Annotated in this window: 19 protein-coding genes; 17 read left to right on the top strand and 2 right to left on the bottom strand. The window is 24.9% G+C overall.

The features are described from left to right. Positions 1-134: 134 nt before the first annotated feature. From BUE91_RS01630 to dnaN, 11 genes are all read left to right on the top strand, one after another. Positions 135-1,571, top strand: coding sequence for an AAA family ATPase (locus tag BUE91_RS01630; protein ID WP_073507736.1), 1,437 nt, complete (start codon positions 135-137; stop codon positions 1,569-1,571). Positions 1,572-1,697: 126 nt separating this feature from the next. Beyond that, positions 1,698-1,844, top strand: a complete 147-nt coding sequence (locus BUE91_RS07040; RefSeq protein WP_156470631.1) for a hypothetical protein — start codon at positions 1,698-1,700, stop codon at positions 1,842-1,844. Positions 1,845-1,901: 57 nt separating this feature from the next. Further along, positions 1,902-2,198 carry an LlaJI family restriction endonuclease gene (locus tag BUE91_RS01625; protein WP_073507735.1) on the top strand — a complete coding sequence of 99 codons (297 nt, stop codon included), beginning with the start codon at positions 1,902-1,904 and terminating at the stop codon, positions 2,196-2,198. Beyond that, positions 2,146-2,460 (top strand): LlaJI family restriction endonuclease, encoded by a 315-nt coding sequence (locus BUE91_RS07670; protein WP_083573714.1) that lies wholly within the window; start codon positions 2,146-2,148, stop codon positions 2,458-2,460. Before BUE91_RS01625 ends, BUE91_RS07670 begins: the two co-directional genes overlap by 53 nt. Continuing rightward, positions 2,430-3,023, top strand: coding sequence for an LlaJI family restriction endonuclease (locus tag BUE91_RS01615; RefSeq protein WP_073507733.1), 594 nt, complete (start codon positions 2,430-2,432; stop codon positions 3,021-3,023). Before BUE91_RS07670 ends, BUE91_RS01615 begins: the two co-directional genes overlap by 31 nt. 535 nt (positions 3,024-3,558) lie before the next feature. Continuing rightward, the gene (locus tag BUE91_RS01610) at positions 3,559-4,290 is read left to right on the top strand and encodes an ATP-binding cassette domain-containing protein (protein WP_073507732.1); all 732 of its coding nucleotides are present in this window, start codon (positions 3,559-3,561) and stop codon (positions 4,288-4,290) included. After that, positions 4,290-5,807 (top strand): ABC transporter permease/substrate-binding protein, encoded by a 1,518-nt coding sequence (locus BUE91_RS01605; RefSeq protein ID WP_073507731.1) that lies wholly within the window; start codon positions 4,290-4,292, stop codon positions 5,805-5,807. The genes BUE91_RS01610 and BUE91_RS01605 overlap by 1 nt, the downstream gene beginning before the upstream one ends. Before the next feature lie 12 nt (positions 5,808-5,819). Beyond that, positions 5,820-6,422, top strand: coding sequence for a glycerol-3-phosphate 1-O-acyltransferase PlsY (gene plsY, locus BUE91_RS01600; RefSeq protein ID WP_073507730.1), 603 nt, complete (start codon positions 5,820-5,822; stop codon positions 6,420-6,422). 8 nt (positions 6,423-6,430) lie between these two features. Then, positions 6,431-7,432 (top strand): NAD(P)H-dependent glycerol-3-phosphate dehydrogenase, encoded by a 1,002-nt coding sequence (locus tag BUE91_RS01595; RefSeq protein ID WP_073507729.1) that lies wholly within the window; start codon positions 6,431-6,433, stop codon positions 7,430-7,432. A gap of 10 nt (positions 7,433-7,442) precedes the next feature. Then, entirely contained in the window at positions 7,443-8,288 is an 846-nt protein-coding gene (locus BUE91_RS01590; RefSeq protein ID WP_066900714.1) for a sigma-70 family RNA polymerase sigma factor, read from the top strand. 15 nt (positions 8,289-8,303) lie between these two features. Beyond that, on the top strand, positions 8,304-9,419 hold the full coding sequence (gene dnaN, locus BUE91_RS01585; protein ID WP_066900712.1) for a DNA polymerase III subunit beta: 1,116 nt from the start codon (positions 8,304-8,306) through the stop codon (positions 9,417-9,419). Between the two features lie 56 nt (positions 9,420-9,475). On the opposite strand, the gene BUE91_RS01580 is transcribed toward dnaN, so the two are convergent. Both BUE91_RS01580 and BUE91_RS01575 read right to left on the bottom strand, forming a co-directional pair. Further along, complete coding sequence (locus BUE91_RS01580) at positions 9,476-9,949, bottom strand: hypothetical protein (RefSeq protein WP_073507728.1); 474 nt, start codon at positions 9,947-9,949, stop codon at positions 9,476-9,478. Between the two features lie 15 nt (positions 9,950-9,964). After that, positions 9,965-10,690 (bottom strand): HAD family hydrolase, encoded by a 726-nt coding sequence (locus BUE91_RS01575; RefSeq protein WP_073507727.1) that lies wholly within the window; start codon positions 10,688-10,690, stop codon positions 9,965-9,967. A gap of 150 nt (positions 10,691-10,840) precedes the next feature. On the opposite strand from BUE91_RS01575, the gene BUE91_RS01570 reads away from it, so the two are divergent. Genes BUE91_RS01570 through dut form a run of 6 tightly spaced genes read left to right on the top strand, consistent with a single transcriptional unit; the run spans position 10,841 to position 14,572 of the window. After that, positions 10,841-11,053: a DUF1858 domain-containing protein gene (locus BUE91_RS01570; protein ID WP_066900771.1), complete on the top strand. Its 213-nt coding sequence runs from the start codon at positions 10,841-10,843 to the stop codon at positions 11,051-11,053. Between the two features lies 1 nt (position 11,054). Then, positions 11,055-11,687: a helix-turn-helix domain-containing protein gene (locus BUE91_RS01565; RefSeq protein ID WP_066900706.1), complete on the top strand. Its 633-nt coding sequence runs from the start codon at positions 11,055-11,057 to the stop codon at positions 11,685-11,687. Continuing rightward, positions 11,680-13,041: a phosphoglucosamine mutase gene (glmM, locus tag BUE91_RS01560; RefSeq protein WP_073507726.1), complete on the top strand. Its 1,362-nt coding sequence runs from the start codon at positions 11,680-11,682 to the stop codon at positions 13,039-13,041. The genes BUE91_RS01565 and glmM overlap by 8 nt, the downstream gene beginning before the upstream one ends. After that, positions 13,038-13,745, top strand: coding sequence for a class I SAM-dependent DNA methyltransferase (locus BUE91_RS01555; protein WP_073507725.1), 708 nt, complete (start codon positions 13,038-13,040; stop codon positions 13,743-13,745). The genes glmM and BUE91_RS01555 overlap by 4 nt, the downstream gene beginning before the upstream one ends. Positions 13,746-13,752: 7 nt before the next feature. Next, positions 13,753-14,163, top strand: a complete 411-nt coding sequence (locus tag BUE91_RS01550) for a hypothetical protein (RefSeq protein ID WP_073507724.1) — start codon at positions 13,753-13,755, stop codon at positions 14,161-14,163. Continuing rightward, entirely contained in the window at positions 14,135-14,572 is a 438-nt protein-coding gene (gene dut / locus BUE91_RS01545) for a dUTP diphosphatase (RefSeq protein ID WP_066900700.1), read from the top strand. Before BUE91_RS01550 ends, dut begins: the two co-directional genes overlap by 29 nt. The last annotated feature ends 13 nt before the right edge of the window (positions 14,573-14,585 follow it).

Below are 14,585 nucleotides of genomic sequence, written 5' to 3'. Positions count from 1 at the left end.
TCAATGTTTATATATTGGAAATAAGCTGTATAATTACTTGTTGCCATAAATGGTATATGATATAACATTATAAAAATATTTTTGTAAAATTATGAAGTATTCTAAGGATTACTAATGATAGAAGGAGGGATAAAATGGGGAAAATAATAATGTCTAAGTATAGTGTTACATTAGATGAAGTTAAAACTGTTCTTCATATATTTTATGAGGCTGATGATTGGATTACAAATGAGGAATATAAAGCTAAATTAAATACTATAATTAGAGATAACCAAGAAATTCAAAAAGATTGTGTAAAGATAACTTCATATTTTGGATTTACATCTAAAGAAGATATTAAAAAATTAAATTCAAAGATACGAATAATAACTTTTGGGAAAAAGATGTATGAAGCGATTAAATCTAATAGTATTACTAAAGTTCAAGAAGTAATTATGGATGTTTTGGAAAAAGTAAAATTTGGAAGAGATAACCATGGATCTCCTAAAAGTTTTTCAAATGTTGAGCCACTTTCAGTATATGTTAGAGCTATTTTGGATATGGGATATTTAACGTATCGTGAATTTTCGTTTTTACTCTGGAAATTAGTAGACTTAGATATGAGCTATACTGATGTACTTTCTCAATTGAAAGTTATACATAATAAAGATAGGAAATATCCTGATGGCTTTTTAAAAGATGATTATAGATTAAGCAGAGAAGAAAAAAATTATGTTTCTGGTGTAGCAACTATTATAACTTTGGTTAAATTTGGATTTTTTACAGAAGAAACAAGATTTCCAATTGGAACTAAATGTATTAAAATTGCTCCAGAAGTTTTATCAAAATATGAAACACGTCTGCGTAATCTTGAAATATATAATGATAAATCTATAGAAAATTTTGAAAAAAGAGAAAATATAATAGATAAATTAGATCGTCTTAAAGGTGGAATAAATGTTTTATTATATGGTGTTCCTGGATGTGGTAAAAGTTATATTATAAAAAATAAATATTGTAAAGATTCTGATGAAATTGAAAGAGTTGTTTTCCATCCTGATTATACATATGGAGATTTTGTTGGTCAGATATTGCCATTTACAGATTCAAATACAGGAAAAATAAAATATGAGTTTTCAGCAGGACCATTTACAAGAATATTATCTGCAGTATATAATAATCCTACAAAAAAATATTGTTTGATCATAGAAGAAATTAATAGAGGTAATGCTCCAGCAATTTTTAGAGATATTTTCCAGTTGCTTGATAGAGATAATCATGGAAATAGTGAGTATGAAATTAATAATATAGATGTAGCTAAAAAAGTGTATATACATGGTAATATATCAGAAAAAATTAAATTATCTTCAAATTTATTTATTTTTGCCACAATGAATACATCTGATCAAAATGTTTTTACATTGGATACTGCATTTCAAAGAAGATGGAATATGCGTATGGTTGAAAATGATGTTAAAAAATCAAAAATTGCAAATAAGGAAATTCTTGATATAGAAATTAAGTGGTCAGTTTCTGCTGATATAATTAATAACTTAATTATAACGAAAAATGTTGGTATGACATCATCTTAGGATAAGCGACTTGGAGCTTATTTTATAACAGAAGAAGATTTATATTTTTATATTACAGATGATGGTATTACTCAAGATGAAGCCGATGATAAAAATCATAATTTTCCTGAAAAAGTATTAAAATATTTGTGGGATGATGCATTTAAATTTACAAGAGATGATGTATTTAAGAGTGAATATGATAGTCTTGAAAAACTAATTAAAGCTTTTGAAACATCAAAAGGTAAAAAAAGATTAGATATTTTTAATAATGATATTTTTGGATTGAATTAGTATTAGTAAAGGAGATATGATATAGAAATAGAAACATCCCCTTTATATGAGTGTCATGTGAATACAAATGAAGGAACAGATACTTTTGTTGGAATTCGTTTTGATGGAGATCTAATTAAAATATGTTTTCCTATTGGGTATAATCTTGGGAAAACAGTTGATGAACAAAAAAAGGACATTAAACTTTTGATTAGAGTTTTAACTAATTTTTCAGGAATAAAGGAAAGATTACTACCGCAATTATTTATAGAAAATTCTGAAGAAGTTAACTTTCCAATTCAAGCTTATATGACTGTTCTTAATGATTATTATAATCGTGGTTATTATACAGAAAATGAACGATTTTACTGTTAATGGTAAAGGACCTAAGAATTGGACTAAGACTATAAAAACTCAGAGAGCATATCCACAAGATGATTGTTTTGTTTATCTTAAAACTATATCACAGGAATCAAAAGTTGATATGGCAAATTATATTACAAAGATAAACGAATTTTGTGTTTATGAAGCTTATAAAAAAATTGGTTTTCTTTTTTTTGAAAATATAATGCGAAAACCATCTATAGTATTTGAAAAAAAAGTTTTGTGGTTTCACTTAAGGAAAAACTTCGTGTAGAAAATAATACTCAAAATAAAGCGTTACTTTCTGGAATGCTTTGTATGATACAATATATTGGGTGGAAAGGGCGCAATACAAGGTTTTTCTTTGGGACTAATAATTTTGAATATGTTTGGGAAAAAATGATTGATTTTAATTTTGGTGAAGATAATAAGAATTTATATTTTCCAAAAACATCGTGGTATCTTATTAATGAAGGTAAACGATCAAAATCTGCACTTGAACCAGATACAATCATGAAAGTAGATGATTCTATATTTATTATTGACGCTAAATATTATAGATATGGTGATAGTAAAGATCATATTGAATTACCGCATTCAAGTTCTATTAATAAGCAGATTACTTATGGAGAATATGTTGCAACTTCTCCAAAATTTAAAGACAAGAATGGACAATCACCATTAGTTTATAATTTATTTTTAATGCCATTTAATAAGGAAGGTAAAATGTTTCCTTCAAAAGAAAATATGCTTTATATTGGTGAAGCACGAGGAGACTGGAAAAGTTCTGCATCTCCATATGAACGAGTACAGGGTATTTTAATAGATATTAAGTAGATGATGTCAAGGACAGTTGAACACAATAAAAAAGATATTGATGAGTTAGCAAAGTTGGTTGAAAAAACGGTTACACTTGCAAATAAGACGAATATATTATATTGAGAAAGAGTAATTAACATAAAAAAATTGCTCTTTTTTATTTTTGAAAAAATAATTTATTTAATCTAGTATTTATCATTGTAAACTAATTGAATATAGAGGTTGAAAATAAAATTATTTAAAATTAGTTCGATAATGTGAAATATCTACAAATATATTTAGTATTCTATAGTGATTATGATAAGTTAGAATTATTAGAGTAATTTAAAAATTACAATTAAAATATAATGTAAACATTACTAGAATATATTGATTATTATATTTTTGGTTAATTGTAATGTAAAAAATATTAAATTATGATATAATGTGTGTGAATTATGTTTAATTTCATATAAAATTAATAACATTTATATATAGTTGATCATATTTTATTATAATACACTAAAAATTAGATTAATCTGGGTATTATAATGATATTATGAAAGGAGAATTTATGATTGAATATAAAAATGTGTCTATTATATGTCCAATAGCGGGAGTTATTTTAAATAATATTAATTTACAAATTCAAAAAGGAGAATTTTTTGTTATTATTGGACCAAGTGGAAGTGGAAAAACTACAATGTTAAAATTAATTAATAGACTTCTTAAACAAACAGAGGGAGATATATTCTTTCAAGATAAGAATTTGAAAGAATATAATCTTAGAGAACTTCGTTTGGAAATAGGTTATGTACTTCAACAAATAGCACTTTTCCCTAATTTAACAGTTGAAGAGAATATAGCTTTAATTCCAGAAATGAAAAATATGGATAAAGAACTTATAAAAAAGAAAACAATAGATTTATTAGAAAAAGTTGGACTTGATCCTGAAAAGTATATGAAAAGATTACCTAAAGAATTATCAGGAGGAGAAAAACAAAGAATAGGGATTTTAAGAGCTATTATTTCTAATCCTAAGATTTTACTTATGGATGAACCTTTTTCTGCATTAGATCCTTTAAGTAAAACACAATTACAAGATTTAATTAAGATGTTACATGAAGAATATAAAATGACAACAGTTTTTGTAACACATGATATGAATGAAGCTTTGAAATTAGCTGATAAAATTTGTATAATGAAAAGTGGAGAAGTTATTCAATGTGATATATCTACAGAAATTAGAAATAATCCTGTAAATGATTTTGTAAAAGAATTTTTTTATGTAAGGGAGTGTGAATAATGAGTATTATCAATGTTTTTATTGATAAAAAATTAGAATGGTTTGTAGCTTTATTTGAACATTTACAAATTTCTTTATTATCATTACTTATTGCAATTATTATAGCTGTTCCATTAGGGATATGTGTAACAAATTATAAGAAGACAAAAGAATGGACATTACAAGTTACAGGAATATTTCAAACTATTCCATCATTAGCTTTATTAGGACTTTTTATACCTCTTATAGGTATAGGAACACTTCCAGCCGTTGTTACTCTTGTTATATATGCAATATTTCCTATATTACAGAGTACTATTACAGGGTTATCTGAAATAGATTCATCACTTGAAGAAGCTGCTACAGCTTTTGGAATGACTAAGTGGGAAAAATTAAAAAAATATCAATTAGCTTTATCAATGGGGATATTAATGTCTGGTGTGAGAACAGCAAGTATTATGATTATTGGTACAGCAACGCTTGCAGCTTTAGTTGGTGCTGGTGGTCTTGGATCATTTATATTATTAGGGATTGATCGTAATAATACAGAACTTATTTTTATTGGAGCTATTTCTTCAGCAATTCTTGCTATAATTTTTGGAGGGTTAATTAAATTTTTACAAAATAGAAAACCTAAAACTATACTAATTGCATTAATACTTTCTATTTTTTCAGTAACTTTAAGTTTCATTCCTTTATCAAGTAGTTCTGAAAAAATATTAGTTATTGCTGGAAAACTTGGGGCTGAACCTGAAATTATTATAAACATGTATAAATTACTTATTGAAGAAGAAAGTGATATAAATGTTGAGCTAAAGCCTAATTTTGGAAAGACTAATTTCTTATATGAAGCATTAAAATCAAAAAGTGTTGATATATATCCAGAATATACAGGAACAATTGTGACAACACTTTTAAAAAATCCTATAGAGAATATATCAAATGATGCACAAAAGGTATATGAAATAGCAAGATATAGAATATTTGAACAGGATAATTTAGTTTATTTAAGACCTAGTATATTTCAAAATACCTATGCTATAGCTATAAAAACAGATTATGGAAAGATTCATAATTTAAATAAAATTTCTGATTTAAAGAAAATAGAGAATAATGCTATGGCTGGATTCACTTTAGAATTTAATGATAGAAAAGATGGTAATATGGGATTAAAAAGCCGTTATGGATTAAATTTAAAAGTAAGAACAATGGAACCTTCTTTACGTTATAGTGCTATAAATAGTGGGAATGTAGATATTATTGAAATTTATTCAACAGATAGTAAAATTTTGACATACGATTTAAAAATATTAGAAGATGACAAAGAGTTATTCCCTCCTTATCAGGTTGCACCATTATTAAGAGAGGAAACATTAAAAAAATATCCTGAATTAAAAATGATTCTTGAAAAATTATCAAATAGGATTAATTCTAAAGAGATGATAGAAATGAATTATAAGGTAGATGTTGAAGGTAAATCAGCAAGAGAAGTAGCTAAAGAATACTTGATAAAAGAAAATTTAATAAAAGAAAAATAGAAAGGGAGTAATATGTTTAAAGTAACAATATTAATTGTTTTAGCATATTTATTAGGTTCTATACCTAATGCGTTGTGGATAGGTAAAATATTTAAGAATATAGATATTAGAAAATATGGAAGTGGTAATCTTGGTTCAACTAATGCAGCAAGAGTTTTAGGTTGGAAACTAGGAATATTAACATTGATATTAGATGTGTTAAAAGGATCAGTTTTTGTAATAATTGCCAAAAGAATGAATTTAGATGATATACATTTAATACTTATAGGTATGGCTGCAATTTTAGGGCATAGCTACACTATATACCTTGGATTTAAAGGAGGAAAAGCTGTTGCTACTTCATTAGGGGTTTTTATTATTTTAATACCTAAAGTTATTTTATTTTTATTAATAATATTTTTCATTATAGTTTTTATTACACAATATGTTTCTTTAGCTTCTATAACTTGTGCTTTTTTACTTCCAATTTTAACATATATATTGTATAATAATATCATGTACACTATTTTTGGTTTAATTATTGGTATTATTATTATAATAAGACATAAGCCTAATATTATTAATTTGATAAATAGAAAAGAAGCAAAATTCTTTGATAAAGTAGATAAAAAGTGAGGTTTCAAATGAATATATTGATAATTGGTGGAGGAAGCTGGGGTACAGCTTTAACATATTTATTAGATAATAAAGGACATAAATGTTTTTTATGGGAATATAATGAAAATTATCGAAAACAAATGAAAGAAAAAAGAGAAAACGAAAACTTTTTAAAAGGCTTTAAATTAAGCGAAAGTATTGAAATAATAGATGATTATGATTTGATTCTAAAAAATGAAAATATAGATATTATTTTACTTGCAACACCTACACAATTTTTAAGAGATACACTAAATAAATTAAAAGAAAGTATGACTAAAAAATATATATTAGTTAACGTTGCTAAGGGTATTGAGATTTCAACTGGATTAACAATTTCTAAAATTTGTGAGGAAGTACTTAAAGATAAAGAATATGAATATGTATTACTTGCAGGACCAACACATGCTGAAGAAGTTGTTAATAATATGCCTTCTGTAATACTTTCAGTATCTAAAAATATTGAAGCATCTAAAATAGTTCAACAAACTTTTAATAATAGTTCACTTAGAGTTTACACTGGATCTGATGTTATAGGATCAGAATTAGGTGGAGCAATTAAAAATTGTTTAGCTATATGTGCAGGTATTTGTGATGGTTTAGGTTATGGAGATAACACTAAAGCAGCATTATTAACAAGAGGTATGAATGAAATAGTATTAATCGGAACTACACTTGGTGCTAATCCTTTAACTTTTATGGGACTTACAGGTTTGGGTGATATGATAGTAACTTGTACAAGTAAACATAGTAGAAATAGATATTTAGGAGAGCAGATAGGTAAGGGTAGAAAATTAGAAGATATAGTTAATGAAATGAAAATGGTATCTGAAGGAGCTACAACTATTAAAGCTCTCTACCAAATTATCAAGAAAAATGAGATAAGAACACCTATCTTTACAGCTTTATATGAATTATTATATGAAGGCAGAGATATAAGGACTATTACACAAATATTTATGGAAAGAGAATTAAGATCGGAATTTTAATGAGGTGAAAATGGAAAACGATAAAATAACTAACGGGTCTGATAATCATATTAATCTGATTTCTCTATATATTTCAGATTTACAAAATCATGAATTATTAACATCAGAAGAAGAAGTTGAATTATTTAAAAGAGTTAGAGAAGAAAATGATGAACAAGCTAAACATTTATTAATTTTATCAAATTTAAGGTTAGTTGTATCTGAAGCTAAAAAGCTTTTAGGTAATGGATTACCTTTAATTGATTTAATAAGTGAAGGAAATTTAGGATTAATAAAATCTATAGATAAATTTGATTATACTAAAGGATTAAGATTTAGTACTTATGCTGTATGGTGGATTAAACAAACAATAAAAAAATCAATAGTTAATTTAGGTAGAGATATTAGAATCCCTTCATATAAATATGAGCAACTATCTAAAGTAAATAAAGTTATTGAAAGCTATCAAAATGAGTTTGGAGATATTCCTTCTGTGGAATATATTGCTGAAGTTTTAGGGATGAAACCTTCTAAAATAGTATTATTACAAAATGAATTTCAAGAAATAATATCATTAAATGATGCAATAGGAGATAATATATTTTTAGAAGATGTTATTGGACAAAGTGATAATGTAGAAGATGATATTATTAGAAATGATCAATTATCTGAAATGTATGACTTATTTGAAAAAACTTTAAATTCAAGAGAAAAAGAAATATTAGAATTAAGATATGGATTAGCGAATAATAAAATACATACTTTAAAAGAAATAGGAGAAAAATTAAGTATAACAAGAGAAAGAGTAAGGCAGATAGAGAAGAAAGCTATAACAAAATTGAAAAAAAATTTAGAAGAATATAAATATATGTATTAAAAGGGAGAGTAGTTTATGTTAAATATTAGACTTAATAGAAAAGAATTTCTAAAAAAAATACAAATTGTTGAAAATGCAATTGTTGATGATAAAGCTAATGGAATAAATTCAGGTATTTTTATAGAAACACTTGATGATAAATTACTTTTAAAAGCTATGGGAGATGGTTTATATATTAAAGCTGAACTGCCTTGTGAAGTTATAGAAAAAGGTGAATTTATAATAAAACACAAATTAATGGAAGAATTTTTAAAACAATTAGATCAAGAAATAATTGAAATAAAAGAAGCTAATGGTAAAATTTCTATAATTTCTGGAAAAAGTAGCTCTGAATTTTCTGTTTATGAATATGAAAAAAGAAATGAGCCATATATTACAAATGGGTTAGAATTTTCTTTTAAAAGAGAAGAACTATTTAATGATTTAGAAAGAGTTAAATTTGCTGCTTATTTAAACTTAGATAGACTAGCAGTAAACTGTATTAGATTTGAAATAGATAATAAAGGTTTAAAATTTGTCTCATCTGATGCACATAGATTGATATTTTTAAATAAAGAATTTGCAGAAAAAGCCAATATTGAAACTTTAAGTATAAGTATACCTTTGAGATCTGTTAATAGTTTAAGTAAAATATTAAAAGTTATGGAAGATGATGTATTAATATTTAAATCTGAAGGAACTAGAATATTATTTAAATTTAAAGATGTTGAAATATTAACTAAATTAGTAGAAATGCAATATCCTGATTACAAAACATTATTAAATTCTGTAAGAAATAATAAAAAGGCTTTGTTAAATACTAAAGATTTAATCAGCATTTTAAGAAGAGTTTCTGTATTTGTTAAAGATAATAATGATAAAAAAGATATAGCTATATTTAAATTTAATGATAATCAATTAGAAGTAGTAGGAAGTAATGATTTAGCTGTTTCAAAAGAAAAAATTAATTGTATATATGAAGGAGAGAGTTTAAAAATAGCTTTAAATGTTAAATATATACTAGATTATTTATTGACAATATCTGAAAATAATGTAGTTGAAATGAAAATGTTTGATGAAAGAACACCAGTATTATTAAATGTTGAAAATAATGCTGAAAGTATATATTTAGTTGCACCAACACAAGTATAATTAATATAAATAAAAAGGTAAAATTGATATAATTCATATCTATTTTACCTTTTTTATTATAATTCTATTTCGTTATTTTCTGGTTTTATTTCAGAAATAACTTCTTTTTTGTTCATAGTCTTTTTAATTTCGAATAAAACTATTATGAAAGAACCTAGAGTTCCTAAAAATAATATTATCCATCCCCAAGAATATGAATAATTTATATTAAGTAATTTAATTGCTAAATTTTGACTGAATATTTTCTTAACTTCCATTCTAAATATTAAAGAAACAATTGTTACTAAAACTAAGTTTAATGTAACAAAAACAATAGATATTTTTTCTTGTAAAAAATCAGATAAATAAAACATATATAATGCTAAACCAGCTATAATAAATGCTATAATATTTGCTTTAAATCCTAAGTTTATAAGTCCTAATGTAAGAGTTTTAGTTCCAAAACCTACTGGACTTATTGTTATTTTTAGTAATGGTAATAATGCTCCAAAAGCTGTCAAAATTCCTAAAATCTTTTTAATGTTTTTCATAATACTCCCTTCAAATTACATAAATTCAACATTAGAGTCAAAAATGTATACCATGTCTTTTCTTTCAACGACTATTTTGATTTTTTCTCTAATTTTTTTATGATTTAATATTTTTTTAAATAATCTTTTTGCAGGATTTATTGCAACAGGGTTACCTACCATTTCAAACATTCCAAAATCACCTGTTGTATCTCCGTAAGCGTAAGAATTTTCTAAATCAATATTATATTTTTTTTCAAAATTTTTTATAGCGTTTATTTTACTTTCACTATCCCACATAGGTATATTTTTACCATTATATTTGTTGTTTTCATCAATTAAATATTCTGTAGCGATAAAATCAGTTGCATTCAATTTTTTAGCCATTTTATCAACTAAAAAAGATGGAGAACCAGAAATAATGATTATTAAATGTCCTTTTTCTAAATGTTCCTTTATCTTATTTCTTGAATAGGCATAAATTTTCTGTGCTCTATTTTCTATAACTCTTTGAGCCACATAGTCTATATCTTTTTGATCAATGTTTTTTATACAATCAACATATATGTCAACTAATTCATCAAGATAATCATCATAACTACCTTTTCTTTCTTCCCACATTTTAAATTTATGCTTTATATCACCTACAAAGCTTGCTTCATCAATAAATTCAAATTTAGTTAACATTTTAAAATGTTCTATTAATAAGGAATTTCTAAATATGGTACCATCTACATCAAAAAAAGCTGCAATTTTCTTCATATATATCACCTTCAAATATTTTTTAAAAGTATAGCATATGTTTATATTAAAAGCAAATTTTACATATAAAACAAAAATTGAAAAAAATACTAATTTATAGTATAATTTAAAGGCGAGGTGATTATTTTGAAAATTAGAGTTCATGAAGATATGAATATTGATGAAGTAGTTGAAAAATATCCTATAGTTTCACATATTTTAATGCGTTATGGATTAGGGTGTTCAGGTTGTATAATTTCAACTGCTGAGACTATTGGTGAAGGAATAGAATTGCATGGTTTAGATTCAGATATAATACTTGAAGAGATTAATATGATATTAGAAATGGAAGAAGAAGAAAAAAATAAGGAAAATACAAATTAATATGATAACTACAGGTGAAATAATTTCTAAATATCTAGAAATTAAAAATATAAATCAGATATTTTTAGCTAAAAGTGTTGAAATAACACCGCAATATATAAATGGAATTATTAAAAATAAAAGAAGTGCTTCTCAGAAAGTTATAGATAAAATTATTAAGTTTTTAAAAATTTCAGAGACGGATGTTGATATGATTAAAAAATATGAAATTTTTAGGAAAACAGGTTTAATAAAAAAAGAAGCTATAAATATAAAGGTTGAAGCAAAATATACAGATTATGGTTACATTACAGAATATGAAGAAGGATTAGTTATTTTAGAGCAGTTTGGAAATATTTATTCTAATAGTTATATTCTTAAAATTGAAACATATAATCTTAGACATTTTATTTTTGGAGATTATGTTGTTATAAAAAAAGAAAATAAAGAATTAACAGAATATCTTAATAAATATTTTTTAGTTAAATTTAATGATGAAATTGATTTTTGTAAGCTAGAAAAAATTGATGATAAATTATTATTAACTTATTTAAATAAGAATAAAGCTAAAAAAATAATAAGACTTAATAAAAAAATAGATATTATAGGAACTATTATTGGTAAGTATAGTCCATGGAAGGAAGAGGATGAGTAGAAAATATTTTGGAACTGATGGAATAAGAGGAGAAGCAAATAAAGACTTGAGTATTGATCTAGTAACAAATTTAGGATTAGCTTTAGGATATTACTTAAGAAAAGATAAAAAAGAAAATGAAAAAACTAAAATAATATTAGGTACTGATACTAGAATATCAGGTTATATGATAAGATCAGCACTTTCAGCTGGACTTACGGCTATGGGTGTAAATATAGATTTTGTTGGAGTTTTACCTACACCTGGAGTAAGTTTTTTAACTAGAACTTTAAATGCTGATGCTGGAATTATGATTTCAGCTTCTCATAATCCAATAAAAGATAATGGAATAAAGATATTTTCAAATACGGGATTTAAATTAAGTGATGAAGATGAAATACAAATAGAAGCACTTATGGAAAATAGAGAAAAATTAATGGATAATTTAGTACAGGGTGAAAAATTGGGTAGATTCATTTTTATAGAAGATTATTTAAGAATGTATAGAAAATTTTTGCAGACTACTGTTAAAATTGATTTTAAAGGGTATAAGGTAGTTATAGATACTGCAAATGGGGCAGCATACAGAGTGGCAGCTAAAGTTTTACAAAATTTAGGTGCAGAGGTTCAGGTTATAAATAATATACCGACAGGTAAAAATATTAATGTTGACTGTGGTTCTACAAATCCTGAAAAATTATGTCAGGCTGTAAAATTATTTAATGCTAATATAGGGATTGCATATGATGGTGATGCAGATAGATTAATAGTAGTAGATGAAGAAGGAGAGATTTTAGACGGAGATATAATAGTTTCTATCCTTGCCTTAAATTTACAAAAAAAAGATATGCTTAATTCTAACAAAGTTGTAATGACAGTTTTATCAAATATGGGTGTTGAAAGATATCTTGAAGAACATGGAATTAGAATGATAAGAGCAAATGTTGGAGATAGATATGTTTTAGAAAAAATGAGAGAATTAGGATTAAATCTAGGTGGTGAACAATCAGGACATGTAATAATGTTAGATCATAATACTACAGGAGATGGAGTATTAAGTAGTATACAATTAATGCAAGTATTTATTGAATCTGGGAAAAAATTAAGTGAGCTTAGAAAAGAAATTAAATTATGGCCACAATCTATGGTAAATGTACCTATTTTAAAAGATAAAAAGAAAGATTGGGATAAAAATATTAATTTAATTAATTATATAAATGAAAAAGAAGAAGAGATATTAGGAGAAGGTAGAATTTTAGTTAGGCCTTCTGGAACAGAAAATCTAATAAGAGTTATGGTTGAAGCTAGAAATAAAGAAACTATGGAAAGAATATTAAATGAAATAGTAGAAAAAGTTAAGGAAGAATTATCATGAAACACAAAAGATTTGCACATATATATGATGAATTTATGAATTTTGTTGACTATAAATCATGGTTTAAATTTTTAAAGTCGTTTTCAAAAGGTAAAAAATTAAAAGTATTGGATTTAGGTTGTGGTACAGGAACTATAGCTTCAATGTTTTCAAAAGAAGGTCATAATGTAGTTGCTGTTGATTTTTCAAATGATATGATAGAAATTGCACAATCTAAATATAGTGATTTAGATATAAATTTTATAGTTGGAGATATTACTAAGGAAAGTTTTGGTAATGATTATGATTTAATTATGTGTAATTTTGATACTGTAAATTATTTTAATGATTTAAATTCATTTAAATCTTTTTTAGAAAATGTAAAAAATAGCTTAAAAGATAATGGTATTTTTATATTCGATATAGTTGAAGAAGGAATATTTGATGAAATATTTGAAAATGATTTATTTATTGATGAGACTGATAAATATTTATGTATAATGAGACATGAAAAAGTAAAAAAATTTAAGCATTTAGTTGAGATGACTATATTTGTAAAGGAATATGATAATTTTTATACAAAATATTCAGAAACACATAATAAGATAATATATGACACTGATTTGGTATTAAATACTTTAAAAGAGAAAAATTTAAAATTATATGATAGTGCAAGAAATTCTGAGTATGGAGAATCAAGATTATTTTTAGTATGTAAGAAATAGAGGTATTATGAAAAATATAGAAGATATGAAAGAATTTGAATTTAGTGAATTATTATCTAAAACAAAATTCAATTCAACTATTGAAGAATCAGAGATTAATAAAGGAATAGATGAAGATGGAGATGAGATTAGAGAAGAGTTTATTTATAATACTAAGGTAGAAAGCAAATCAAAATTGCGTAAGTATTTATCTTTTGCTACAGGATTTGTATATACTATTTTATCTCCTGTTGTTTTACTTTTAGGTATATATTTTGTAGCTGAGAATATTCTATCTTTTAAAAGAAATGAAATAGTTATTATTTCACTTATATTACTTGGTATTTTAACTGGATATTGGACTTTATATAAAGATATTAAAAAAATTACATCTAAAAGGGAGAGGAAAAATGAAAGTAAAAATAAAGAAATTAAATGATAATGCTATTATTCCAACATATGGTACTGAGTTTTCAGCAGGTGCAGATCTATATTCATGTATAGATGAAAATCTATTAATTAAAAGTGGAGAAACAGTTATGGTTAAAACTGGAATTGCACTTGAAATACCCGAAGGATTAGTAGGATTAGTGTATGCCCGTAGTGGACTTGCATTTAAAAAAGGAATTGCACCATCAAATAAAGTAGGAGTAATAGATAGTGATTATAGGGGAGAAATAATGGTTGCATTACATAACCATAGTAAAGAGGATTATATAATTGAAAAATTTGAAAGAATAGCACAACTTGTTATTACTCCATATATTAAGGTAGATTTTGTAGAAACAGATATATTAAATGATACAGTAAGAAATAAAGGTGGATTTGGGAGTACAGGTAAAAAGTAAATAAACTATACTT

It is taken from the genome of Streptobacillus notomytis (assembly GCF_001902585.1).
Lineage (GTDB): Bacteria > Fusobacteriota > Fusobacteriia > Fusobacteriales > Leptotrichiaceae > Streptobacillus > Streptobacillus notomytis.
The sequence above is the reverse complement of the archived record's forward strand: the minus strand, read 5'-3'. Positions and strand labels throughout refer to the sequence as shown.

Bases quoted from the DNA above. Each gene is read 5' to 3' on its own strand.
- BUE91_RS01570 (WP_066900771.1), top strand. From the start codon at position 10,841: ATGAATATTGATGAAGTAGTTGAAAAATATCCTATAGTTTCACATATT.
- BUE91_RS01590 (WP_066900714.1), top strand. From the start codon at position 7,443: ATGGAAAACGATAAAATAACTAACGGGTCTGATAATCATATTAATCTG.
- BUE91_RS07670 (WP_083573714.1), top strand. From the start codon at position 2,146: ATGATTATTATAATCGTGGTTATTATACAGAAAATGAACGATTTTACT.
- BUE91_RS01610 (WP_073507732.1), top strand. From the start codon at position 3,559: ATGATTGAATATAAAAATGTGTCTATTATATGTCCAATAGCGGGAGTT.
- BUE91_RS01565 (WP_066900706.1), top strand. From the start codon at position 11,055: ATGATAACTACAGGTGAAATAATTTCTAAATATCTAGAAATTAAAAAT.
- plsY (WP_073507730.1), top strand. From the start codon at position 5,820: ATGTTTAAAGTAACAATATTAATTGTTTTAGCATATTTATTAGGTTCT.
- BUE91_RS01595 (WP_073507729.1), top strand. From the start codon at position 6,431: ATGAATATATTGATAATTGGTGGAGGAAGCTGGGGTACAGCTTTAACA.
- BUE91_RS01580 (WP_073507728.1), bottom strand. From the start codon at position 9,949: ATGAAAAACATTAAAAAGATTTTAGGAATTTTGACAGCTTTTGGAGCA.
- dut (WP_066900700.1), top strand. From the start codon at position 14,135: ATGAAAGTAAAAATAAAGAAATTAAATGATAATGCTATTATTCCAACA.
- dnaN (WP_066900712.1), top strand. From the start codon at position 8,304: ATGTTAAATATTAGACTTAATAGAAAAGAATTTCTAAAAAAAATACAA.
- BUE91_RS01605 (WP_073507731.1), top strand. From the start codon at position 4,290: ATGAGTATTATCAATGTTTTTATTGATAAAAAATTAGAATGGTTTGTA.
- BUE91_RS01550 (WP_073507724.1), top strand. From the start codon at position 13,753: ATGAAAAATATAGAAGATATGAAAGAATTTGAATTTAGTGAATTATTA.
- glmM (WP_073507726.1), top strand. From the start codon at position 11,680: ATGAGTAGAAAATATTTTGGAACTGATGGAATAAGAGGAGAAGCAAAT.
- BUE91_RS01575 (WP_073507727.1), bottom strand. From the start codon at position 10,690: ATGAAGAAAATTGCAGCTTTTTTTGATGTAGATGGTACCATATTTAGA.
- BUE91_RS01555 (WP_073507725.1), top strand. From the start codon at position 13,038: ATGAAACACAAAAGATTTGCACATATATATGATGAATTTATGAATTTT.
- BUE91_RS01630 (WP_073507736.1), top strand. From the start codon at position 135: ATGGGGAAAATAATAATGTCTAAGTATAGTGTTACATTAGATGAAGTT.